This is a genomic window from Pseudomonas sp. 43A (assembly GCF_013363935.1).
Lineage (GTDB): Bacteria > Pseudomonadota > Gammaproteobacteria > Pseudomonadales > Pseudomonadaceae > Aquipseudomonas > Aquipseudomonas crudilactis.
The window spans coordinates 859,968-883,832 of record NZ_CP054880.1 but is presented as its reverse complement, the minus strand read 5'-3'; the positions used below and the strand labels follow the sequence as shown (position 1 = coordinate 883,832).

The window sequence follows — 23,865 nt, the reverse complement described above, 5'->3', positions numbered from 1 at the left end:
GGATCACCCCGCCCGAGGTTTTAGCCGCCGGGCGGAATGATTCAGGTCAACGGCGTATCAAGGCTTGGCCTTTTCCAGGTAGTGGAAAAAGTCGCTGCTTGGGTCGAGGACCAATACGTCGGATTTGTTCGCGAAGCTTTCACGGTAGGCGCGCAGGCTACGGTAGAAACTGTAGAACTCCTGATCCTGGCCGTAGGCCTTGGAGTAGATCGCAGCGGCCTGGGCATCACCATCACCGCGAACCTCTTCGGATTCACGATAGGCTTCAGCCAGCAGCACACGGCGTTGACGATCAGCGTCGGCACGGATGCCTTCCGCCAGTTCGTTACCCTTGGCGCGGTGCTCGCGAGCTTCACGCTCACGCTCGGTGCTCATACGTTCGAACACACTGCGGTTTACTTCTTTTGGCAGATCGATGGCCTTGACCCGGACATCGACAACCTCGATACCCAGCTCTTTTTCCGCCATTTTGTTCAGCGAAGCAGTGATGTCAGCCATCAGTGCGTCACGCTCACCCGACACCACCTCGTGCAGGGTGCGCTTACCGAACTGGTCACGCAGACCGGATTCCAGACGACGGGACAGACGCTCGTCGGCGATTTGCTTGAGGCCGGAAGTCGCGGTGTAGAAGCGCTCGGCATCTTTCACGCGCCACTTGGCATAGGCATCGACCATCACGGCTTTCTTTTCCAGGGTCAGGAAACGCTGTGTCGGCGCATCCAGCGTCATCAGACGTGCGTCGAATTTACGCACCTGGTTAACGTAAGGCACTTTCACATGCAGACCCGGCTGAACATCGGCCTGAACCACACGACCGAATTGCAGCAGCACCGCACGCTCGGTCTGAGCGACGATGTAGAAGCAGTTCCAGCCCACCAGTACGACAACGACGCCAACAATAAGGGCGATCAGCGATTTATTGCTCATCAGCGGGTCTCCCTTGTACGCGACTGCGGCAGGTCAGTGACATGCGGCGTGACGTCCGTGTTGTTGCTGGCAGCAGCCGAACCGGTGACCGGTGCATTGCTGCCCGAACTGTTCTGAATCATCTTGTCCAACGGCAGGTAAAGCAGGTTGCTCTGGCCGTTCTTGTTGCCGGTCACAAGCACCTTGCTGGTGTTGCTGAAGACTTCCTGCATGGTGTCCAGGTACAGACGCTGGCGGGTAACCTCAGGTGCCTTGCGATACTCGGCGACCAGCTTGGTAAAGCGATCGGCTTCACCCTTGGCGCGGGAGACCGTTTCGTCACGATAACCGTTGGCATCTTCAAGGATGCGCTGGGCCTGACCACGGGCTTCCGGCACGACGCCGTTGGCGTAGGTTTCAGCCTGGTTACGCGAGCGCTGCTCGTCTTCACGGGCGCGGATCACGTCATCAAAGGCTTCCTGCACTTCACGCGGTGCCGCTGCGCTCTGTACGTTGACCTGAGTAACGGTGATACCGGTGCGATAGGTATCGAGGAAGCGTTGCAGACGCTCCTTGATTTCGCTGGCCATCAACTCACGACCTTCAGTCAGCACCTGGTCCATGGCGGTGGAACCCACCACGTGGCGCAGGGCACTGTCGGTCGCATGCTGCAGGCTGATTTCCGGCTGATCGACGTTCAGCACGAAGTCCTGCAGGTTGCTGATCTTGTACTGCACGGTCAGCGGCACTTCGACGATGTTCTCGTCTTCGGTCAGCATCTGGCCCTGCTTGGTGTAGGCACGCTCACGCGTGACGTTTTCCATGTACTTTTTATCGATCGGCGGGAAGTAGATGTTCAGGCCCGGGCCGACAGTCTCGTAGTACTTGCCGAAGCGCAGCACCACGGCCTGCTCCTGCTCGTCGACCACGTAGACCGCGCTGTACAGCCAGACAGCCGCCAGCACAACGAGACCGATGCCGAGCAGGCCGCCGAAGCCGCCACCACTCCTGCCCGAACCACCGCCGTCATCACCACCGCGTTTCTTACCACCACCGAACAACCCGTTCAGGCTTTCCTGCAGCTTTCGGAAGGCCTCGTCGAGATCCGGTGGCCCCTTGCGGTCGCCGTTATTGCGGCGTTTGCCACCCCAAGGATCCTGATTATTCGAGTTGCCACCCGGCTCATTCCAAGCCATAGCGCTCTCCATCTGATAAAGCAAAGACGCACCCACGGCGCGCCGACCAATGCTACAGAATGCCTGCCGTTGCGGCACAACCGCTTTGTCAGGCTTTTATTGCAAAGTGTGTTGCTCGATGAACTCCATCGGCTGCAATCCTTCGCGGCTTACCAGTCGATTCAACTCGACACGGGGCAAACGAACGGCCAGCAGACTGATGCCTTCTTCGTCATGCTCTTCTTTCTGCACCGCACCGAGTTCGAAAAACTGCGCACGCAGTCGCGCGAATCGTTGCGGCAAGCGCAAGGTACCGATAAACAAATCACTGCCTAGTAATTCGGCGATGGCTTGCTCAAGCAATTCCAGACCACTACCGTCACGCGCCGAAAGCCAGACCCGCTGGGGTTTGCCGTTTTCGTCGCGCTGGATTTGTGGCTCAACGCCTTCAAGCAAATCGAGTTTGTTATAGACCTCGAGGATCGGCAAGTCCTGGGCACCAATCTCGCCCAGCACCACCATCACCTGCTCGATCTGCAACATGCGATCCGGTTCGGCCGCATCGATCACGTGCAACAGCAGGTCGGAATTGCTCGACTCTTCGAGGGTAGACCGAAATGCTTCGACCAGCTTGTGCGGCAAGTGACGAATGAAGCCCACCGTGTCCGCCAGAACGATCGGCCCCAGGTCGTCAATGTCGAGACGGCGCAGGGTCGGATCCAGCGTGGCGAACAATTGGTCAGCCGCGTAGACGTCGGATTTCGTCACGTTGTTGAAGAGTGTGGACTTGCCGGCGTTGGTGTATCCCACCAGAGAAACGGTAGGAATGTCCGCACGGGAGCGACCACGTCGCGATTGCTCGCGCTGGCTGCGCACCTTCTCCAGTCGGCCCTTGATCTGGCGCAGGCGGACCCGCAGCAAACGGCGGTCGGTTTCCAGCTGGGTTTCACCCGGACCGCGCATGCCGATACCACCACCCTGACGCTCAAGGTGAGTCCAGCCGCGAACCAGCCGGGTGCTCATGTGGTCAAGCTGGGCCAGTTCAACCTGGAGCTTGCCTTCATGGGTACGCGCGCGCTGGGCGAAAATATCGAGAATCAGACCGGTACGGTCGATCACGCGACACTCGAAAACACGTTCGAGGTTACGTTCCTGACTGGGCGTGAGGATGTGATTGAAAATCACCAGATCGGCTTCTTCAGCCTTGACCAGGTCGCGCAGTTCCTCGACCTTGCCGCTGCCGATCAGGTATTTGGCGGTTGGCCGATGACGCGGCACGTTAAAAAACGCAACGGTCTCGGCGCCGGCCGAATTAGCCAATTCCTGAAACTCCTGCGGATCTTCGCGCGCCTCAGGGTCCTGTCCATCCAAGTGAACGAGGATCACTCGCTCACCACCACCGTGGCGCTCAAAGAACAAAGGAGACTCCTATCAGGCGTTACCTGGCTCAGCGTCACCTGCTTCGGATTCGGTTGCGCTAGGCAGACGAATTGGACGAACCGGCACTACTGTCGAGATAGCGTGTTTGTAAACCATCTGGCTCACGGTGTTTTTCAGCAGGATCACGAACTGGTCGAACGACTCGATCGTGCCTTGCAGTTTGATACCGTTGACCAGATAGATGGAAACCCCAACTTTCTCTTTACGTAAAGTATTCAAGTAAGGGTCTTGTAGCGAATGCCCTTTTGACATGTGCCGCACTCCTTTAAGGATTCAATAATAAAAAATAGGTAATTCAGATGGCTTTGGCCGTCACACCCCCAAGGATAGACGGCAATTGCAAGGACTCAGCTCAATATGGAGATGGTCCCAAGGTATTTCAAGGCGCGTGGCAGATTGTCGCAATCAAGACTGTCCAGCCAGTGTATATCTTCCCAGCTGCGCAGCCAGGTGAACTGGCGTTTGGCCAATTGGCGCGTGGCGATGATGCCGCGCTCCTGCATTTCGGCCAACGTCAGCTTGCCTTCCAGGTAGTCCCAGACTTGGCGGTAGCCTACCGCACGTATAGACGGCAACCCCGAATGCAGGTCACTTCTTTTACGCAGGGCTACGACCTCGTCGATGAACCCCTGTTCCAACATATTTGTGAATCTTTGTTTAATGCGCTCGTGCAGTACCTGACGATTTGCCGGAGCAATGGCCAAGTTCGCGACAGTATAGGGCAATTGTTGCAGTCCCGAAGCGGCTGCTTCAGTACTTTGCGCAGATTGTTGCTGGCGCAGCTCGGTCATGCTCTGACCACTGACCCGATAAACTTCCAGCGCGCGACTCAGGCGTTGCGGATCGTTCGGATGAATCCGCGCCGCGGACACCGGGTCGATAACCGCCAACTGGTCGTGCAGAGCTTGCCAGCCAAGACGTGCAGCCTCTTCTTCGATCTGCGCACGGACGTCAGCATCGGCCGCTGGCATATCTGCCAGACCTTCGACCAAAGCCTTGTAATAGAGCATCGTACCGCCCACCAACAGCGGAATTTTTCCGCGCGCGGTGATCTCGGCCATGGCTTGCAGGGCATCGCGACGGAAATCCGCAGCCGAATAAGCCTCAGCCGGGTCGAGAATATCGATCAAACGGTGCGGATATTCGGCCAGCAATTCTTTCGAAGGCTTGGCCGTGCCAATGTCCATGCCGCGATAGACCAGCGCCGAATCGACACTGATCAACTCGCACGGCATTACCTTGGTCAGCTCGATGGCCAGGTCGGTTTTGCCCGCAGCGGTCGGGCCCATCAGAAAAATCGCTGGAGGGAGCTGGCTCATCAACGACCGCGCAGGAACAGTTTGTCCAGATCGTCCAGGCCCAATTGGGTCCAGGTCGGTCGGCCATGGTTGCATTGACCGCTGCGCTCGGTGTTTTCCATGTCACGCAGCAGACCGTTCATTTCTGGCAGGGCCAGGCGCCGGTTGGCGCGGATCGCGCCGTGGCAGGCCATGGTGCCGAGCAATTCGTTGAGGTGTGCCTGAATCCGGTCGCTGGTGCCGTACTCCATCAGATCCGACAGCACGTCACCGACCAGACGGTTGGCTTCAGCTTGCTTGAGCAACGCCGGAATCTGGCGAATCGCCAGGGTTTCCGGGCCCAGACGCTGCAATTCGAAGCCCAGGCGCTGGAACCATGCGGCGTGTTCTTCAGCGCAATCGGCCTCGCGCTGGCTAACGGCGAGGGATTCCGGCACCAATAACGGCTGCCCACTGAGACCCTCGCTGGCCATAGCGATTTTCAGGCGTTCGTACATGATCCGCTCGTGAGCGGCGTGCATGTCCACTAGCACCAGCCCTTGGGCGTTTTCGGAAAGAATGTAGATACCTTTCAACTGCGCCAAGGCATAGCCGAGCGGAGGAATATCTTCCTGACCAGCCGGCAATGCGTTGGCATTGGCCTCAGGCAGCGGCGCGAAAAACTCGCGGTATGCAGCCGGCGCCTCAGCCGCCGGCGGCACGGCCGATTGCGGACGCGGTGTGTATTGGTACTGATAGGCGCCGCCAGCACTGGCACCGGACGAGGTATTGAACGCCGGTTGCGCCTGCGGTTGCTCCAGCAGCGCATTGGCCGCCAAACGCATTTCGCCTTGCGGTCCGAACTCCCCGGCATCGAGGCCCGTCGGCCGCACGACGGCTGTGGTCACGGAACCGGCAAGCTGGTCTTCCGGGCGCACATCGCCCAACGCGCGGTGCAAAGTGCCGTAAAGGAAGTCATGCACCATGCGCCCGTCACGGAAACGCACTTCGTGCTTGGTCGGGTGCACGTTGACGTCGACGGCCGCCGGATCAACTTCGAAAAACAGCGCAAACGTCGGGTGACGGCCGTTGAACAGCACGTCGCGATAGGCCTGACGCACCGCGTGGGCGACCAGTTTGTCGCGCACCGCCCGGCCATTCACAAAGAAGTACTGCAAATCCGCCTGGCTACGGTTGAACGTCGGCAGGCCAACCCAGCCCCACAGATGCAAGCCGTTGCGCTCGATCTCGATCGGCAGCGCCTGCTCCAGAAACCCCGAGCCGCAGATCGCCGCCACACGCCGGGCGCGGGCCGCATCATCGTGGGCTTCGTGCAGGCTGAGAATGGTCTTGCCGTTATGGCGCAGATGGAAAGCCACGTCGAAACGCGCCAGCGCCAAACGCTTGATCACTTCTTGCAGGTGATCGAATTCGGTTTTTTCGGTCTTGAGGAATTTACGCCGCGCCGGGGTGTTGAAGAACAGGTCGCGCACTTCCACCGAGGTGCCGACCGGATGCGCCGCTGGTTGAACCCGGGGCGCCATGTCGCGGCCTTCGGTTTCCACCTGCCAGGCCTGATCGGCGTCACGGGTGCGCGAGGTCAGCGTGAGGCGTGCCACCGAACTGATCGACGCCAGTGCCTCGCCACGGAACCCGAGGCTCATCACCTGCTCAAGGTCTTCCAGGTTGCGGATCTTGCTGGTGGCGTGACGAGCCAGCGCCAGCGGCAGGTCATCGGCGGAAATCCCGCTGCCATCGTCGCGCACACGGAGCAACTTGACGCCACCCTGCTCGACGTCGACATCAATGCGTTTGGCGCCGGAATCGAGGCTGTTTTCCAACAGCTCCTTGATCACCGAAGCCGGGCGTTCAACCACCTCACCGGCGGCAATCTGGTTCGCCAGCCGAGGGCTGAGCAGTTCGATGCGGGCGGCAGCGCTCAACACTTCGTTCATTCTTTGGACGCCAGTTCGGTGCCTGGAATGGTCAGGTGCTGACCAACTTTCAACTCGTCACTTTTCAGGTTGTTGGCCGCACGCAGCGTGGCCGGCGACACCTGATAGCGCACGCCGATCATCGCCAGCGTTTCACCCGGCCCGACGCGATGATCGCGCGGGCCTTGGGCGATCTTGCCGGAATCACGCAGCCAGGCGATGTACGTGCCCGGTGGCGGATTCTGCTGGAAGAACTGGCGCACGCCGCTGCTGATCGAGCGGGCCAGCGCTTGCTGGTGGCTCGATGCCGAGAGCTTGTTCGCTTCGTTGGCATTGGAGATGAAGCCGGTTTCGACCAGGATCGACGGGATATCCGGCGATTTCAGCACCATGAACCCGGCCTGCTCCACACGCTGTTTGTGCAACGGCGTGACGCGGCCGATGTTGGTCAGGACTTTCTGGCCGACGTTGAGGCTGGAGGTCAGCGAGGCAGTCATCGACAAATCGAGCAACACGCCGGCGAGCATGCGGTCCTTGTCGTCGAGGCTGACGTTGCCGGCACCACCGATCAAGTCGGAACGGTTTTCGCTGTCGGCCAGCCAACGGGCGGTCTCGGAAGTTGCGCCGCGATCAGACAAGGCAAACACCGACGCACCGAAGGCTGCAGCAGATGGCGCGGCGTCGGCGTGAATCGAAACGAACAGGTCGGCGCCCTTCTTGCGGGCAATTTCGGTACGGCCGCGCAACGGGATGAAGTAGTCGCCGGTGCGGGTCAATTCGGCGCGGAAGCCTTTCATGCCGTTGACCTGACGCTGCAATTCGCGGGCGATCTGCAATACCACGTCTTTCTCACGCTGGCCGCGCGAGCCGGACGCACCCGGGTCCTCACCACCGTGGCCGGCGTCGATCACGACAATGATGTCGCGCTTGCCGGCCGGGGCTGGCGGCAACTTGATTGCAGGTTCGGTCGGGGTTACCGGCACCGCTGGCACGGTGGCCACCTGCGGCGTTGGCGCAGGCGGCGGCGCGGCGTCGGCCGGGTTATCGAACAGGTCGACCACCAATCGGTTGCCGTACTGCGCATTCGGCGCCAGCGAAAAGCTTTTCGGGGTGACGGCTTTTTTCAGGTCGATGACCACGCGCAGGTCGGTCGGTGTGCGCTGGGCCGAACGCATTGCGGTGATCGGCGTGTTCGCGGTCTGCACATTCAGCGGCGCACCGAGGGTGGCGCCGTTGATGTCGATCACCAGTCGATCCGGAGCGGTCAGGGTAAACACGCTGTGCTGCACCGGACCGCTCAGGTCGAAGACCAGTCGCGTGTTGTCCGGCGCCCGCCACAAGCGCACGCTGTTGACCTTCGAATCGGCCACAGCGTTGACGGTTACTGCCATCAACAACAGTCCAGCGGCAGCCACCAACGCGCGAAAGCGCATACCTAACCCCATCATTTAATTGGATTCCAATGCCAAAGCGGCACACCAGGCCTCGCCACGCGAGCCCTGGGATAAAATTTTCAGCGAACGCCCGCTGTCTTGCGGGCTAATGGTAATGGTCAGGTCAGGCTTTGGCAAAAAGCCTGCACCTTTATCGGGCCACTCGATCAGGCACAGCGCATCGTCTTCGAAGTAGTCGCGGATGCCGAGAAACTCAAGTTCTTCCGGATCGACCAATCGATACAGGTCGAAGTGGAAGGCGCGGACGTCGCCGATCTCGTAGGGCTCAACCAGGGTGAAGGTCGGACTTTTTACCGCACCGACATGGCCCAAGCCGCGAATGATGCCCCGTGACAGCGTGGTTTTGCCCATCCCCAGGTTGCCTTCGAGAAAAATCAGCCCGTGGCCCTGGGTCACGCGGGCGATCCGTGCGCCAAAGTCGCTCATGGCCTGTTCATCGGCCAGGTACAGGGTTACTTCAGACACGGTGCTTGCTCCTCCAACAACTGACGAATGGCTGGAATCAGATCACTGGCCGCCAGCCCACGGCCCAATTTTCCTTGTTGCAGACCAGCATTGGCGTGCAGCCAGACGCCCAGGCAGGCAGCATCGAAGCCGTCCATGCCTTGCGCCAGCAGCGCACCGGTCAAACCGGCCAGCACGTCGCCGAGGCCGGCGGTGGCCATGGCCGGATGGCCCTGGTGACACAGCGCCAGACGGCCATCGGGATGCGCGATCAGGCCGCCTGCGCCTTTCAACACAACCACTGCTGTATATCTTTTGCTCAGCGCCAGCGCCGCCGCCGGACGATCCGCTTGCACTTCTGCAGTGCTGATTCCCAGCAAACGCGCGGCTTCGCCCGGATGCGGCGTGATCACGCAATCCTTGGGCAACTCGACCAGACCACTGGCCAACAGGTTCAACGCATCGGCGTCCCAGACTTGCGGCAGCGCGGCATTGGCGGCAGATGACAACAGCGCCCGCCCCCAACTGGCCTGTCCCAACCCCGGACCAACCACCAGTACAGAAACTTTCTCCAGCAAACTCATCAACTGATTGGCCGAGGAGGTTCCGAGCGCCATGGCTTCCGGCACTCGCGTCAGCGCCGCCGGGACGTGTTCAGGACGGGTTGCGAGCGACACCATGCCCGCACCGCTGCGCAAAGCCGTTTCGGTGCTGAGCAAAATTGCCCCGCCAAAACCGTGATCGCCACCGATCAGCAACACATGGCCGAAGCGGCCCTTGTGCGAAGTCGGGGCACGCGCCGCTAACCGCGGAAGATTAGCCGTGTTGAGCCGTTGGGCGATAACCTGAATGCCACGATAGATGTCGGCACTGGCCTGCAAATCGTTAAACAGCAATTCGCCGATGTGATCCGCCGCCTCCCCGGCGAACAAACCGAGTTTCAGGCCGATGAAGGTCACCGTCAGATCCGCTCGCACGGCGACACCCAGCACGTGTCCAGTATCGGCACACAATCCGGAAGGGATGTCGACGGCGGTCACCGGCAAACCGCTGGCGTTGATTGCCTTGATCGCGGAGACATAAGGCTCGCGCACATCCCCGCTCAGCCCCGTGCCGAGCAAGGCGTCGAGAATGACGCCGCGCAGTTCACTATCAGGCTGCCAACCCTGCACCACGACGCCTTCAGTCAAAGCCTCGGCATGTGCCCGCGCGGCATCGCCCTGCAAACGCTGCGGATCGCCGACCGCCAATATGCGCACCGACCACCCGGCCCGCTGCGCCATGGCCGCGACCAGATAACCGTCACCGGCATTGTTGCCATGCCCCGCCAGCACCGTCAGTTCAGTCGCCGACGGCCATTGCCGCACCAGCGCTCGCCAGGTCGCATGCGCGGCACGCTGCATCAATTCGAAGCCCGGCGTACCGGCGGCAATCAGCCGTGCATCGAGTTCGCGCACCTGTGCGGCGCCATACAGCGCGTCGGGTAATTCATCTTTCGTGTGCGGCATGCGTCTTCGGGCTCCGATGTCTGGCAGAATTATACGCACCTCAGCTCCGGTTTCTCTCGCCTCATGTCCGCCATCACCACAGACCTGCCCGCCCTCGCCCAATCGATCAAGGATTGGGGCCGCGAGCTGGGCTTTCAGCAAGTCGGCATCAGCGGTCTGGATCTGGCCGAGCATGAGCAGCACCTCGCGCGCTGGCTCGAGGCCGGCTACCACGGCGAAATGGACTACATGGGCGCCCATGGCAGCAAACGCTCGCACCCCGAAGAACTGGTGCCAGGCACTTTACGCGTGGTCTCGTTGCGCATGGACTACCTGCCCGGCGACACACAAATGGCGCAAATGCTCGCGCAACCGGAAAAAGCTTACGTGTCGCGTTATGCCTTGGGCCGCGATTACCACAAATTGATCCGTAAACGTGTGCAGCAATTGGCCGACAAGATTCAATCGGAGATTGGCCCGTTCGGTTTCCGCGCGTTTGTCGACAGCGCGCCGGTGCTGGAAAAAGCCATCGCCGAACAGTCCGGGCTGGGCTGGATCGGCAAAAATACCTTGGTGCTGAATCGCAAGGCTGGCAGTTATTTCTTTCTCAGTGAGTTGTTCGTCGACCTGCCATTGCCGGTGGATGAGCCGCACAGCACTGAACATTGCGGCCGCTGTACCGCATGCCTCGACATCTGCCCGACGAATGCCTTCGTCGGCCCTTATGTGCTGGACGCGCGGCGCTGTATTTCTTATCTGACCATCGAACTGAAAAACGCGATTCCCGAAGACCTGCGTCCGCTGATCGGCAACCGCGTGTTCGGTTGCGATGACTGCCAGATCGTCTGCCCGTGGAACCGGTTCGCCAAACCTTCCGGGGAAAGCGACTTCAAGCCACGGCACAATCTGGACAACGCTGAACTGGCTGAACTGTTCATGTGGAATGAAGACAAATTTCTCAGCAGTACCGAAGGCTCACCGCTGCGTCGGGCCGGGTATGAACGCTGGCTGCGCAATCTGGCCGTGGGACTGGGCAATGCGCCCTCGAGCATTCCGGTACTGGAAGCATTGAAGGCGCGCCGTGAATACCCGTCAGCGCTGGTACAAGAGCACGTCGAGTGGGCGCTGAAGCAACACGCCCAACGTCAAGGCGCGTCGTTATAAACGAACTTGGGCATTTCCCAATGAAAGCGAATCGCCAACAAGCGCAATAGAAAGCCGCCAAACAGCGTAATCAGAATCGCCTGCTCGCTCGGCACGTTCAGAAACAGGCAAAGCATGTAACACCACGCCGCCGCAAACGAGACGCTGGCGTATAGCTCTCGGCGGAAAATCAGCGGAATGTCGTTGCAGAAGATGTCGCGCAGGATGCCACCGAAGACACCGGTAATCACGCCGCTGACAGACGCCACCAACATGCCGTGGCCCATTTCCAGCGCAGTCATGCAGCCGATCAGGGTGAACGCCACCAGACCGACGGCATCGAGCACCAGGAACAGCGAGCGCAGGTGGCGCATCCAGCGCGCGGTGAACACGGTGAACATCGCCGCGACGGAAGTCAGCACCAGGTATTCAGGGTGTTTGACCCAGGTCAGCGGGTAGTGTCCAAGCAGCACATCGCGCACCGAACCGCCGCCCAATGCCGTGACGCAGGCAATCAACACCACACCGAACCAGTCCATGCCGCGACGGCCCGCAGACAGAGCGCCAGTCATGGCTTCAGCGGTAATGGCGATCAGATAGAGCATCAGCAACATGGTGGTGATCCAGGCAGGAAGGCGCGCAGTCTAGCCATTTCGGTGCGGCACCAAAAGGGGGCAGTTGCAGGGTTTGCCCCCCACCGCCAGCAATCAGAACTTGATGAAGTGCTTGCGGTAGTGCTGCAGTTCGGCGATCGATTCGCGGATGTCGTCCAGCGCCAGGTGCGTGCTGCCCTTCTTGAAGCTGTCGCGCACGTCCGGTGCCCAGCGCGCGGCCAGTTCCTTGAGCGTGGAGACGTCGAGGTTGCGGTAGTGGAAGTAGCTTTCCAGCCCTTTCATGTGGGTATAAAGGAAGCGGCGATCCTGGCAGATACTGTTGCCGCAGATCGGTGACTTGCCCTTCGGCACCCACTTCTCCAGGAAGGCGATGGTTTCCGCTTCGGCTTCAGCCATGCTGATACGGCTGTCACGCACGCGCTGGGTCAGGCCGGAGTTGCCGTGGGTGCGCGTGTTCCATTCGTCCATGCGCGCGAGCACTTCGTCGCTGTGGTGGATGGCAATTACCGGGCCTTCAGCCAGGGTGTTGAGATCACTGTCGGTGACGATGGTGGCCATCTCGATGATGACGTCGTTTTCCGGATCCAGACCGGTCATTTCCAGGTCGATCCAGATCAGGTTCTGCGGGTTTGGCATATTTCGGCTCCTAGGCAATGGTGCGCAGTTTAGCCTAGGCCAGTGCCCGGGCGTGCTAAACTCGCGGCCGTTTTACCTAATCGCTGCATTCTTCAGACGGAACACCCATGGCCAAACGCCAACTCAATCGTCGTCAAAACTGGCGCATCGAAAAGATTCAGGGCGAACGCGCTGCACGCGCCGCCAAACGCGAGTCCTCGGCTGTCGAAGCCCTTGAGGGCGGCGATCTGGGCCCGGAACAGACAGGTCTGGTGATCGCCCACTTCGGTGTGCAGGTCGAGGTCGAGGCCGTTGACGGTGATCAGGCCGGCCAGGTCTTCCGCTGCCACTTGCGCGCCAACCTGCCCGCACTGGTAACCGGCGACACCGTCGTCTGGCGTGCCGGTAATCAGGGCATCGGGGTAATTGTTGCGCAACTGCCGCGCACCACCGAACTGTGCCGCCCGGACAGCCGCGGCCAGCTCAAACCGGTCGCCGCCAACGTCGACATGATCGTCATCGTCTTCGCGCCGCTGCCCGAGCCGCATGCCAACCTGATCGACCGCTATCTGGTCGCAGCCGAACATGCGGGCATCCGCCCGTTGCTGCTACTGAACAAATTCGACCTGATCGACGAGCAGAACGCCCCGGCGCTCAACGCGCTGCTGGCGGTGTACCGCACGCTGGGCTATCCGGTGCTGGAGGTGTCGGCGCACCATGGCAACGGTATGGAACAACTGCAACAGCAGCTCGACGGCCGTATCAGTGTATTCGTCGGCCAGTCTGGCGTCGGCAAGTCTTCGCTGGTCAACAGCCTGCTGCCTGAAGTGGAAACCCGTGTCGGGCCGCTGTCCGAGCTGTCCGGCCAGGGCACGCATACGACGACCACCGCGCGCCTGTTCCACTTTCCCGGTGGCGGTGAGCTGATCGACTCCCCGGGCATCCGTGAATTCGGCCTGGGCCACGTCAGCCGCGCCGATGTCGAAGCCGGTTTCATCGAGTTCAATGACCTGCTCGGCACTTGCCGTTTCCGCGACTGCAAACACGACCGTGAACCGGGCTGTGCGCTGCTCAAGGCGCTGGAAGACGGTCGCGTGCAACAGCAACGGATGAACAGCTACCGCTCGATCATCGCCAGCCTGCCTGAAAACGGCTATTAAACAGCCGCACCGGCAGCCCTGAAGCACAGGGCTGCCGGCCGTAGGATCACCCCCTGCAAATCTCCCGAACGCTTAAACATCAGACCTTTCTGTAGGGCTTTAGCGCGCCTGCTTGCAGGACATTTCTCTTTTGCCGCCAACACCTTGTAGCCATCACGCAGGTGCCTACAGTCACTTCCTCCTTCGCACATTCGCGACTTCCGAGGAACCCCATGCAAACCTATCATCTGTTCATCAGCCATTCGTGGAACTACTCCCACGCCCACGACAATCTGGTACGCCTGCTCGGCGCGCAACCGGGTTTCACCTTCAAGAATTTTTCCGTACCGCCGCATAACCCGATTTTGGGCGCGCAAACCGACAAGCAACTGGAGGAAGCCATCGAGAACAAGATCCGCCCTTGCTCGGCGGTGCTGATCATGGCTGGCATGTACTCGACCTACAGCAAGTGGATCAACAAGGAAATCGAGATCGCCAAGCGTATGGGCAAAGTCATCATCGCGATCAAACCCTTCGGCGCCGAGCGCATTTCCACGGTCGTGCGCAACGCCGCGAACGCCGAATGCGCGTGGAGCACCAAAAGCATCGTTAGCGCGATTCGCCTGCATACGGCGGTGTAACCATGCGCAAGGGACTGTTTATCGGCATCAATCATTATCAGCACGTGGCGCCATTGAGCGGCTGCAACAACGATGCGATGGCCATGGCGTCGGTGCTGGAACGCCACGCCAACGGGCGCCCGAACTTCAGCAGTAAAGTGCTGACCTCATCTGAGGAAAACCTGACACTCAACACCCTGAAGCAACAGATTCAGAGTCTGTTTTCCGGTGATTGCGACGTGGCTCTGTTGTACTTCGCCGGCCACGGCCAGTTCGATACCAGCATCGACGAAGGGCTGCTGATTCCGCAGGACTTCAAGCACGGCGGGGAAGGCATTCGCATCAGCGACATTCTGCTGTGGGCTGATCAGGCGTCGCAGATCAAAAACAAAATCGTCATCCTCGATTGCTGCCAGGCCGGCGCGGCCGCTGCCATGCGCGGTTTGCGCGGCGGTAGCAGTGTGATTGGCGAAGGCATGACCATTCTCACGGCCTGTAAAAAAGAACAGTCCGCTCTGGAAAGTCGCGGCCATGGCGTATTCACCGACCTGCTGCTGCAAGCGCTGCACGGGGGCGCTGCCAACGTCCTCGGCAAGGTCACGCCAGGTAGCGTTTACTCGTTTGTCGACAATGCGCTGGGCGCTTGGGAGCAGCGTCCGGTATTCAAGACCAATGTTTCGCAGTTTGTACCGCTGCGTGAAGTCGCACCGCTCATTCCCGAGGAAACCCTGCGCAAACTCAAAGACTGGTTTTCCGATCCCAGCTTCGTGTTCAGGCTCGATCCAAGTTACGAGCCCACAGAGCCCTCGTTCGATGCCGATCACGGCGACATCTTCAAACAACTGCAAATGTGCAATCGCCACAGCCTGATCGAACCGGTAGACGCCGAGCACATGTATTACGCCGCCATCCACTCCACCGGCTGCCGCCTCACCGCCCTCGGCGCCTACTACCGCGAACTCGCCCTCAAAGGACACTTCTGATGCCCGTCTTCATCAGCTACCGCCACATGGACCGCGCCCACGCAATCGCCATCAACAGCCGCCTGATCCAGGCCAACATCAAGACCTACCTCGATGTGCTGGATCCTGAATCGCAAACCACCGATGACATCACCGGCGTCATCACCCGCAACATCACCGAGTGCACGCACTTGCTGGCGGTGGTATCGGAGAAGACCGCGTTGTCGTGGTGGGTGCCGTTCGAAATTGGTGAGGCGACTATCAGCAATCGAAGAATCTGTTCGTTCAAGACCGGGCCGGCGGAATTGCCGTTGTATCTGGACAAGTGGCCGAAGTTGAGCACGGATAAAGATCTGAATTTTTTTATCGATGCGTATCGTGAGGAGGTGACGAACAAGCGGTCGGTGATGCTGGATTCGATGAGTGAGTCGCTGAAGGGGACTTACAAGAAGAATGCCGAGCAGTTTCATGATCAATTGAAGAGCAGGATTCGGCGGGGGTTTTGATCGGAGGTTTACCTTTGGAGCCCCTCACCCTAGCCCTCCCGAAACTTCGGACCGCCCGGAGGGAGAGGGGACTGACCGTGGTAAATGTGCGAGGTACGCCGACCTGAAATATCGATCCGAACCTGGATTCTGAACAACATGAAGATCGGCTCCCTTCCCCCTCTACCCCTTGGGGAGAGGGCTGGGGTGAGGGGGGATGGATCTCAAGTCCCCCACAAAAACCATACCGACAGCCACAAAAAAGCCGACATCACTGTCGGCTTTTTCGTCTCTTACTGCTTCGGCGCAGGAGCCGGCGCTGGCGCCGCACTGCCCGGCTCCGCCGGTTTCGGCGCGGCATCGTCGAACAGGTTCAGCCGTTCGCGCAGCTCGTGTGCCGGCACCGGTTGCTGATCCGCAGGCAAGGCGTTCGGATCAACCGGTGTCGCCGGAGCGTTACCGTTCTGGCTTTCGTCTGCCGGTTTCGCCGGATCGGCACCTTGCGAACCTTCGATGGCGGCCTGGGCCTTTTTGGTCAGCACCACGATATCGATGCGGCGGTTGACCGGGTTGAACGGGTTTTCCTTGTCGAACAGCGCCGACGAGGCATAACCCACCACCCGCGCCACTTGCGCATCCGGATAGCTGCCGGCGATCAAGGCACGACGCGCGGCGTTGGCGCGATTGGCCGACAGTTCCCAGTTACCGAAATCGCCGGTGCCGGTGTACGGCTTGGCGTCGGTGTGGCCGCTGATGCTGATCTTGTTCGGCACCGCTTTGATGGTGTCGGCCATGGCCAGCAGGATGTCTTCGAAGTACGGCTTCAGGCGTGCAGAACCCGAATCGAACATCGGCCGGTTCTCGGCGTCCATGATCTGGATGCGCAAGCCGTTCGGCGTGATCTCGAAGAGGATCTGGTCCTTGAACTTCTGCAGTTGCGGGTTCTCGTCGACCTTGTTCTGCAGTTCTTGCAGGAGCAGTTCCAGACGCTCTTTCTCGACCTGCTCGGCCATGCCTTCAACCTGCTCGGTGTCGACCGTGACCTTGTCAGGCTGCGGTTGCGATTTCACTTCCGGGTTGAGGGTATTTTCCGGGGCCAGGGTCGGCGTGCCACCCAGGTCGATGATGTACGGCGTGCCGCTTTCGGAAAAGCCGACCGGGTCTTTGAAGTAACCGGCGATGGCGATCTTCTGCTCAGGCGTCGCGGTGGACAGCAGCCACAACACCAGGAAGAACGCCATCATCGCCGTGGCGAAGTCGGCGAAGGCGATTTTCCACGCCCCGCCGTGATGCCCGCCGGCTATGCGCTTGACGCGCTTGATGATAATCGGCTGATTATTTTCCATGACTTAGCGACCGCGAACGGCTTGTTCCAGCTCGGCAAAGCTTGGACGGTGGGCCGGGTACAGCACCTTGCGACCAAACTCGACTGCCAACGATGGCGGCATGCCGGAAGCCGAAGCCACCAACGAAGCCTTGATGGCTTCATAGACGTTCAGTTCTTCCTTGGCATCGTGGGCCAGGGAATGCGCCAACGGGCCGAAGAAACCGTACGCCGCGAGAATACCGAAGAAGGTACCCACAAGTGCCGCACCCACGTGCAGACCGATGGACTTCTGATCGCCTTCACCCAGCGAGGCCATGGTCACCACGATACCGAGTACCGCCGCGACGATACCGAAGCCCGGCATGGCGTCGGCGATGCCGTTCACCGCATGCGATGGGTGCTCAAGGTCTTCCTTGAGGCTGTACAACTCCATGTCGAATAGGCCTTCCAACTCATGCGGGGCCATGTTGCCGGACGACATGATGCGCAGATAATCGCAGATGAACGCGGTCATGCGTTCGTCTTTGAGCACCGCCGGGTACTTGGCGAAGATCGGGCTCGCAGCAGCATCTTCGATGTCGCCTTCGATGGCCATCATGCCTTCGCGGCGGCTCTTGTTGAGGATCTCGTAGATCAGGCCGAGCACTTCCAGGTAGAAAGTGTGGCTGAAGCGCGAACTGAACATGCTCAGGGACTTCTTGAGCACGTGCATGGTCATGTAGCCAGGGTTGGCCTGCAGGAATGCACCGAGTGCAGCACCACCGATGATCAACACCTCGAAAGGCTGGATCAGGGCGGCAATCTTGCCGTGGGAGAGCACGTATCCGCCGAGCACGCTCGCGAATACGACGATGATGCCGATAATTTTAGCCATAGGTAGAAAGTACTTACTTAAGTCGGGTTCAAGGTCATATTCGGAAGTTAAAAAATCTCTTCTTCTACTTATCGGCAAAACTGCGCCAGACTATAGCCAGTTCAGGCGAAAAGCCAATTTAGCCCATGCCGGGCGCGTCTACAGTCAGTGAAGATCCCCTCCAGACATGGCTAATGAAACGAACGTCCCACACGCAAAACCGACCACCCTCGACGGCTGGGTAAAGTTGCTCGATGGCGTCCGGCTGCCCGTGCCGCAAGAGTCTCACGACAAGGTGTGTCGGGCGATTCGCGACAATCGCAGCTCGCTACGCGACATCGCCGACCTGATGCAGGACAGCCCGGCACTGGCCTTGAGCATCATCCGTGAGGCCAATCGTCACACCCACGGCACCATGGCCGCGCCGGCGGAAAATCTTGAAGTGGCGATCAATCGCCTCGGCCTTGCCCGTACAGAAGAACTGCTGGCGCGGTTGCCCGCCGAGCCGCAGATGCAAATTCCCAAGGCCCTGCGCCAGTTGCAGATGATCAGCCAGCATGCGACGCAACAGGCCAACGGTTTTTTCGCCAGTCGCCTGGCGCGGCTGTGGCAGGACATTCATTGGGGCAGCCTGCTGTTTTTGTCGCCGCTGTGGCCATTGGCGCTGACCTATCCGCAAATGCTTGAAGAGTGGGAATTGCGGGTTATCCACAAGGGCGAGTCGGCCCGGGTGGTCGAGAAGCAATTGTTTGGCGTGCGCCTGCTGAAAATCGCAGAAGCGCTGGTGCAGGCCTGGCACCTGCCGATCTGGGTGCAGCAAGGCTATAAACTGCTGCTGAGTGAGCAACGCGAACTGGTCAAAGTGCTGCGCATTGCCCGTGACAGCGAACATCCGTTGCGCCAGCAGAATCGCCTCGACGATGACCCGACGCTGCGCCGTTGGCTTAACCAGCCAGCCAACACCGTGCTGCTGGCCAATGGTCTGGCGCTGTCGGCGCAACAGGCGTGGGACAGTCCGCACAGCGAGCGCTGGCAGTACCTGACCAGCCTTTATCTGCAGATTTCCATGGATGAGGTGCAACAGCAGTTGCACCAGCAAGCCGCCAACAGCGCGCGTCATCACGCGATGCCTGACCTGTGGCACCCGGCGGTTTCGCTGCTGTGGCCGTGGGGCACGCTGCGCTTGCCGGCCGGGATGTTGCCGGCCGCCGCGCCCTCAGCTGAAGACCTGGGCCAATGGCGCAAGCAATGTGCCGAACTGCTGGCCGAACCGAGTCGCTTCACCAATGCGATGAGCCTGACCGTCGCCGCGCGCGATGCCCTGGCCGCCAGCGGCATGCGCCGGGTGATGATCCTGATGGCCGACCGCACCCAATCCAGTCTGCGCGTGCAGCAAACCTATGGTTTGCCAAAAGAAGCCGCTGCGCTGACGTTTGCCGTCAGCCAAAGTAGCGTGCTGCAACGCTTGCTCGCGCAACAAGCGCAGGTGCGCATCACTCCGGACAACAATGCACAGTTCTCCGCTCTGCTGCCGCCGAGCCTGCGCACGCTGTTTCGTGGCGAGCATCTATTCCTGCGCTCTCTGGTCAACAATGGCCGGGTGATCATGATCGTCGTCGCCGATCAGGGCGGCGGGCCGTTCGCCGACATCACCGTGCAAGCCTTTGGCAAAACCGCGCAGTGCATCGAAAAGGCCCTGCACAGCTTTAGCAGCCGTGGCCGATGAGGCTGCGCTACAATCCTCCCCTTTGTGCTCTGGAGACCTCACATGTCTGACTTCTCTGGCTTGCCGCTCGTCATCGAGCCGAGCGACCTGCTCCCGCGTCTCGATTCCCCTGAACTGATTCTGGTGGATCTGACCAGCGCTGCCCGCTACACCGAAGGTCATCTCCCCGGCGCACGTTTTGTCGACCCGAAACGCACCCAGCTCGGCCAGCCGCCGGCGCCGGGCCTGCTGCCGGTGAAAGCTGATCTGGAGGCGTTGTTCGGTGAACTGGGCCATCGCAAAGAAGCGGTCTACGTGGTCTATGACGACGAAGGCGGCGGCTGGGCCGGGCGCTTCATCTGGCTGCTCGACGTCATCGGTCACGACCAGTACCACTATATAGACGGTGGTCTGCCGGCGTGGCTGGCAGAAGGCATGCCGATGTCGATTCAGGTGCCGCCCGCTGTCGGCGGTTCGCTGGCGCTGACCTTGCACGAAGCGCCAACCGCCACACGCGAATACCTGCAAAGCCGTCTCGGCGCTGCCGATCTGGCGATCTGGGATGCGCGCGGGCCGCTGGAGTATTCCGGCGAGAAAGTGCTGGCGGCCAAGGCCGGGCACATCCCCGGCGCGGTCAATTTCGAATGGACTGCCGGCATGGACAAGGCCCGTCAGCTGCGTATTCGCACAGACATGCCGCAGATCCTCGAAGATCTCGGGATCACCAAGGACAAAGAAATCATTACCCACTGCCAGACCCATCACCGGTCGGGCTTCACTTATCTGGTGGCCAAGTCCCTCGGTTATCCGCGGGTCAAGGGCTACGCCGGTTCCTGGGGCGAATGGGGCAACCACCCTGACACGCCTGTCGAGATTTAAGGTTTTTAAGGACAACTAATGAAAGAGCGTCTGTTTATCCTCAGCCAGTACCTGCTGCCTCATCACCTGCTGTCGCGTCTGGCCGGCTGCATTGCCGAGTGCCGCGTGCGCTGGTTCAAGAATGCCTTCACCCAGTGGTTCGCCAAGCGCTACCAGGTGGACATGTCGCAAGCGCTGGTCGAAGACCTGACTGCTTACGAGCACTTCAACGCCTTCTTCACCCGCGCCCTGAAAGACGGCGCGCGGCCACTGGACCAGACTCCGGGCGCGATCCTCAGCCCGGCCGACGGCGCAGTCAGCCAACTTGGCCCGATCGAACACGGTCGCGTGTTCCAGGCCAAGGGGCACAGCTTCAGCGTGCTGGAACTGCTCGGCGGTGATGCGGCCAACGCAGCACCGTTCATGGGCGGCGACTTCGCCACTATTTACCTGTCGCCGAAGGACTACCACCGCGTGCACATGCCGCTGGCAGGCACCCTGCGCGAGATGGTCTACATCCCGGGCCGGATCTTCTCGGTGAATCAGACCACCGCTGAAAACGTCCCGGAGCTGTTCGCCCGTAACGAGCGTGTAGCGTGCATTTTCGACACCGAGCGCGGCCCGATGGCGGTGGTGCTGGTCGGCGCGATGATCGTCGCTTCGATTGAAACCGTGTGGGCCGGTCTGGTCACGCCGCCGAAGCGTGAACTGAAAACCTTCCGCTACGATGAAGCCGCGCGTGCGCCGATCCATCTGGAAAAAGGTGCCGAACTGGGCCGCTTCAAACTGGGTTCGACCGCGATCGTGCTGTTCGGGCCGGATCAGGTTAAATGGGCTGAAGAACTGGCGGCGGGTTCGCCAGTGCAGATGGGCCAGGGCCTGGCGCTGCCAAACGCCTGAATGCTGTGAGCCACTGATCCGCCCGTTCGCACGTCTGCGAAAGGGCGGATACGACTCGGTGGTGCCGTTACTCTATCTGCCCACGGAAGCCGATCGGGCCTTCGTTGACATAGGTATTGGTGCCACTGAGGTTTTTCCCTCCGTCACTGGACGTGACGCTCAACGCGATAACGTTCTGATTGTCCCGGCCGCCAATCACCCACTTGCCGCCCGGATGCCATGGGGCATCATTGCCACCCCACTGATTCTCGACGTTGTACTGGTTCTGACCGGTGCGTTGCGCTTTGAAGCCAATGGGACCTTCCCCGGCATAGGTCATGGTGCCGGTGAACGTTTTGCCGTCATCGTGCGACTTGATGTCGATAGCGACGACATTCTGGTTGTCCCGCCCACCCAACACCCAAGTTCCACCCGGATGCCACGGCGCCGAACTGCCACCCCATTGATTTGCCACTGCATATTTAGACATGAACCTCATCTCCTTGAAGTTTCGGGAGACCTGCCCGAGGTTGACGGCAGGCCGTGCAACCGTGCGTTTCCGATCGCACGCCTGAGAGACTAGTAGGGCTTGGGGAATGGCATCCGGCCAGCAGACCAGCGGTCAAAAAGCCTGACGCCATCCGACGAAACAGACCACAGCTGCTAGAGTTTGGGGCATTGCCCATTTCGCCGCCGGAGCCCGTCACGGCATGAGTGAGTCTCGCCCCCAAGCCTCCCTGAGCGCCCCGACCCCGACGCAAACCCGCCTGTCGTTTTGCGAAGCCACCCCGCGCGACCTCAAGCGCTGGATCGCCGGCCTGCCCAAAGCCAACATCGGCGAAACCGCCCGCCTGCTTTATCAAGCCATGGGCGAACTCAACCAACTGCTCACGCCCAGCGACAACCGCCTCAACCTGCTGGAGCTGCTACGCCCCGAAGTGTATTTCGTCTGCCAGCACCTGGAGCGACACTTCTTGCATCAGGCGATCATGCTGGATGAACGTTCGCGCAAGATCAGCAATCTCTGTCAGGCATTACAAAGCCATCTGGCCGTCGGCTACAAACAGATCGTGTTGCGGATTGCGCCGAAGTACAGCAAGGATCGCGCGGCATTGGTCAGCACCGCCCTGCAACGGGCGGCCCATGCACTCAAAGGGCAGTTGCTTCGGGCCACTCAACTGTATAGCTCGCCGCCGGAGCATCTGTGGTTCGAACTGCATCAGCTGTATCGCAGCGCCGCTGAACTACAACTGCAACACCGCCGCGTGCACGACGATCTGGCCAGCCTGACGACAGAGTTGAGCCTGGAACAGACGTACATCTGCGCACTCTTGCTGGGCAGTGCCCGCTGCAATCAATTGCGGCAGAACCAGATCGCCCGGCTCGCCGAAGTGCTGGAACCGTGGAGCGCACTGCTCAAGCTGCATCCGGCAAGCCCGGACGCCGGTCTGCTGGCGATCAGTGCAGAACTGGATGCCGGCCCACGCTACCGCAGCATGTTTCGCAGCGAGCAACAACCCGGGTTGCTCGGTTTCGATCCACAACCGCTGGTGAATGCCATCGAAGCGCACTTGCTGCATCAGGGCAGTTCGACGCCGCTGCCCGTGCCGACCGGGTTGAGCTTCGATACCCTGCAACACTTGCACGCAACCTGGGGGCAAGCGGCTGAACGCAGTTTTCAGCGCACCGTTGGCCAAGGCAATCTGACCGTGTGCGTGGGCATGAGCGCCCTGCACTTCTACCTCGGCGGTGAGCGCAGTTTCAGCGAGCTGCTCAAGCTTCCCGGGGCGCGCTCGGCGAATTTCAGCAGTGCCGTCATCAAAGGTGAAAAGGACAGTTGGAGTCAGGCTTTCGACGCAGCCCCGCAGAGTAATGCCGAGCAGTTTTTGCCTTACGAGGAAATCCAGTACGACCATTTGCTCGAGGACGAAAGCGGCACCGACAGCACACCCCATTACCCGACCCATACCCTGCCGGTGATCAACCACAGCCCCGGCGGCTATTGCCTGGCATGGCCAGAGGAAGTGCCCGCCGAACTGCAGGCCGGAGAAATGCTCGGAATACACGACAGTGTCAGTCTGGGCTGGAGCATTGCGGTGATCCGCTGGATCCGTCAGGTACGCGGTGGCGGCACGCAAATGGGCATCGAACTGGTGGCCCCGCATGCACAGCCTTGTGGGCTGCAACTGGTGCGCTCGCGGGACGATCACAGCCAGTATTTGCGCGGATTACTGTTACCGGAAATCAGTGCGATCGATCTGCCCGCGACCTTGCTGGCACCGCGTTTGCCATTTCAGGAAGGCAGCAAGGTGATGATCAATACCCAAGGCGAAGAACACCGCGCCGGGCTGGATCGGCGAGTGGCAAGTACGCACAGCTTCAATCAGTTTGCTTACCGCTCGCTGGAGGCCGCGCAACATGGCGGGAGCGAGGAAGATTTTGATTCGTTGTGGAAGTCGCTATAGACCGAGGCTCGCTCCCACAGTTGAATGCATTTCAAATGTGGGAGCGAGCCTGCTCGCGAAGAAGCCAAGTCAGGCGATAGAGA

23 protein-coding genes are annotated in these 23,865 nt (G+C 60.3%); 9 read left to right on the top strand and 14 right to left on the bottom strand.

Features of this window, described 5'->3' with window-relative positions; all coding sequences use genetic code 11:
• Window positions 1-57 precede the first annotated feature (57 nt).
• The 9 genes from hflC to HUW52_RS03765 form a co-directional block, all read right to left on the bottom strand.
• A complete protein-coding gene (gene hflC / locus HUW52_RS03805) occupies window positions 58-927 on the bottom strand; it encodes a protease modulator HflC (protein WP_016984784.1) in 870 nt (289 codons plus the stop codon).
• Window positions 927-2,102 carry an FtsH protease activity modulator HflK gene (gene hflK, locus HUW52_RS03800; protein ID WP_016984785.1) on the bottom strand — a complete coding sequence of 392 codons (1,176 nt, stop codon included), beginning with the start codon at window positions 2,100-2,102 and terminating at the stop codon, window positions 927-929. Before hflK ends, hflC begins: the two co-directional genes overlap by 1 nt.
• A gap of 96 nt (window positions 2,103-2,198) precedes the next feature.
• Entirely contained in the window at window positions 2,199-3,500 is a 1,302-nt protein-coding gene (hflX, locus tag HUW52_RS03795) for a ribosome rescue GTPase HflX (RefSeq protein WP_077570632.1), read from the bottom strand.
• A gap of 12 nt (window positions 3,501-3,512) precedes the next feature.
• Window positions 3,513-3,773: an RNA chaperone Hfq gene (gene hfq, locus HUW52_RS03790; RefSeq protein ID WP_007902656.1), complete on the bottom strand. Its 261-nt coding sequence runs from the start codon at window positions 3,771-3,773 to the stop codon at window positions 3,513-3,515.
• 95 nt (window positions 3,774-3,868) lie between these two features.
• The gene (gene miaA, locus HUW52_RS03785) at window positions 3,869-4,840 is read right to left on the bottom strand and encodes a tRNA (adenosine(37)-N6)-dimethylallyltransferase MiaA (RefSeq protein WP_016985710.1); all 972 of its coding nucleotides are present in this window, start codon (window positions 4,838-4,840) and stop codon (window positions 3,869-3,871) included.
• The gene (gene mutL / locus HUW52_RS03780; RefSeq protein WP_175555636.1) at window positions 4,840-6,741 is read right to left on the bottom strand and encodes a DNA mismatch repair endonuclease MutL; all 1,902 of its coding nucleotides are present in this window, start codon (window positions 6,739-6,741) and stop codon (window positions 4,840-4,842) included. Before mutL ends, miaA begins: the two co-directional genes overlap by 1 nt.
• A gap of 8 nt (window positions 6,742-6,749) precedes the next feature.
• Window positions 6,750-8,123, bottom strand: a complete 1,374-nt coding sequence (locus tag HUW52_RS03775; RefSeq protein WP_371748301.1) for an N-acetylmuramoyl-L-alanine amidase — start codon at window positions 8,121-8,123, stop codon at window positions 6,750-6,752.
• A 57-nt stretch (window positions 8,124-8,180) separates the two neighbouring features.
• On the bottom strand, window positions 8,181-8,651 hold the full coding sequence (tsaE, locus tag HUW52_RS03770; protein ID WP_007967425.1) for a tRNA (adenosine(37)-N6)-threonylcarbamoyltransferase complex ATPase subunit type 1 TsaE: 471 nt from the start codon (window positions 8,649-8,651) through the stop codon (window positions 8,181-8,183).
• Window positions 8,639-10,138 carry an NAD(P)H-hydrate dehydratase gene (locus HUW52_RS03765; protein WP_175553011.1) on the bottom strand — a complete coding sequence of 500 codons (1,500 nt, stop codon included), beginning with the start codon at window positions 10,136-10,138 and terminating at the stop codon, window positions 8,639-8,641. The genes tsaE and HUW52_RS03765 overlap by 13 nt, the downstream gene beginning before the upstream one ends.
• A 63-nt stretch (window positions 10,139-10,201) precedes the next feature.
• Here HUW52_RS03765 and queG point away from each other — a divergent pair, with 63 nt between their 5' ends.
• Window positions 10,202-11,281 carry a tRNA epoxyqueuosine(34) reductase QueG gene (gene queG / locus HUW52_RS03760; RefSeq protein WP_175553010.1) on the top strand — a complete coding sequence of 360 codons (1,080 nt, stop codon included), beginning with the start codon at window positions 10,202-10,204 and terminating at the stop codon, window positions 11,279-11,281.
• Here the strand turns inward: queG and HUW52_RS03755 are convergent.
• Entirely contained in the window at window positions 11,263-11,874 is a 612-nt protein-coding gene (locus HUW52_RS03755; RefSeq protein WP_175553009.1) for a trimeric intracellular cation channel family protein, read from the bottom strand. The two genes, queG and HUW52_RS03755, sit on opposite strands and share 19 nt — an antisense overlap.
• Window positions 11,875-11,967: 93 nt before the next feature.
• Entirely contained in the window at window positions 11,968-12,510 is a 543-nt protein-coding gene (orn, locus tag HUW52_RS03750) for an oligoribonuclease (RefSeq protein ID WP_016985703.1), read from the bottom strand.
• A gap of 107 nt (window positions 12,511-12,617) precedes the next feature.
• Between orn and rsgA the strand changes: the two genes are divergently transcribed.
• From rsgA to HUW52_RS03730, 4 genes are all read left to right on the top strand, one after another.
• Window positions 12,618-13,649 carry a small ribosomal subunit biogenesis GTPase RsgA gene (gene rsgA, locus HUW52_RS03745; protein WP_016985702.1) on the top strand — a complete coding sequence of 344 codons (1,032 nt, stop codon included), beginning with the start codon at window positions 12,618-12,620 and terminating at the stop codon, window positions 13,647-13,649.
• Window positions 13,650-13,861: 212 nt separating this feature from the next.
• Window positions 13,862-14,269 (top strand): TIR domain-containing protein, encoded by a 408-nt coding sequence (locus HUW52_RS03740; protein WP_016985701.1) that lies wholly within the window; start codon window positions 13,862-13,864, stop codon window positions 14,267-14,269.
• A gap of 2 nt (window positions 14,270-14,271) precedes the next feature.
• A complete protein-coding gene (locus tag HUW52_RS03735) occupies window positions 14,272-15,231 on the top strand; it encodes a caspase family protein (protein ID WP_175553008.1) in 960 nt (319 codons plus the stop codon).
• Entirely contained in the window at window positions 15,231-15,716 is a 486-nt protein-coding gene (locus HUW52_RS03730; protein WP_016985699.1) for a toll/interleukin-1 receptor domain-containing protein, read from the top strand. The genes HUW52_RS03735 and HUW52_RS03730 overlap by 1 nt, the downstream gene beginning before the upstream one ends.
• A 272-nt stretch (window positions 15,717-15,988) precedes the next feature.
• Here the strand turns inward: HUW52_RS03730 and motB are convergent, their stop codons facing one another.
• Entirely contained in the window at window positions 15,989-17,041 is a 1,053-nt protein-coding gene (gene motB, locus HUW52_RS03725; RefSeq protein ID WP_175553007.1) for a flagellar motor protein MotB, read from the bottom strand.
• Window positions 17,042-17,044: 3 nt separating this feature from the next.
• Entirely contained in the window at window positions 17,045-17,896 is an 852-nt protein-coding gene (gene motA, locus HUW52_RS03720) for a flagellar motor stator protein MotA (RefSeq protein ID WP_007915795.1), read from the bottom strand.
• Window positions 17,897-18,062: 166 nt separating this feature from the next.
• On the opposite strand from motA, the gene HUW52_RS03715 reads away from it, so the two are divergent.
• From HUW52_RS03715 to asd, 3 genes are read left to right on the top strand one after another with little or no spacing between them, the layout of a single operon-like run.
• Window positions 18,063-19,601, top strand: a complete 1,539-nt coding sequence (locus HUW52_RS03715) for an HDOD domain-containing protein (RefSeq protein WP_016985697.1) — start codon at window positions 18,063-18,065, stop codon at window positions 19,599-19,601.
• A 42-nt stretch (window positions 19,602-19,643) separates the two neighbouring features.
• Complete coding sequence (gene rhdA, locus HUW52_RS03710; RefSeq protein ID WP_175553006.1) at window positions 19,644-20,459, top strand: thiosulfate sulfurtransferase; 816 nt, start codon at window positions 19,644-19,646, stop codon at window positions 20,457-20,459.
• An 18-nt stretch (window positions 20,460-20,477) separates the two neighbouring features.
• A complete protein-coding gene (gene asd, locus HUW52_RS03705; RefSeq protein WP_175553005.1) occupies window positions 20,478-21,338 on the top strand; it encodes an archaetidylserine decarboxylase in 861 nt (286 codons plus the stop codon).
• A gap of 67 nt (window positions 21,339-21,405) precedes the next feature.
• Here the strand turns inward: asd and HUW52_RS03700 are convergent, their stop codons facing one another.
• Window positions 21,406-21,807: a hypothetical protein gene (locus HUW52_RS03700; protein WP_016985694.1), complete on the bottom strand. Its 402-nt coding sequence runs from the start codon at window positions 21,805-21,807 to the stop codon at window positions 21,406-21,408.
• A gap of 220 nt (window positions 21,808-22,027) precedes the next feature.
• Here HUW52_RS03700 and HUW52_RS03695 point away from each other — a divergent pair, with 220 nt between their 5' ends.
• Window positions 22,028-23,782, top strand: coding sequence for a molecular chaperone (locus HUW52_RS03695; RefSeq protein ID WP_175553004.1), 1,755 nt, complete (start codon window positions 22,028-22,030; stop codon window positions 23,780-23,782).
• The last annotated feature ends 83 nt before the right edge of the window (window positions 23,783-23,865 follow it).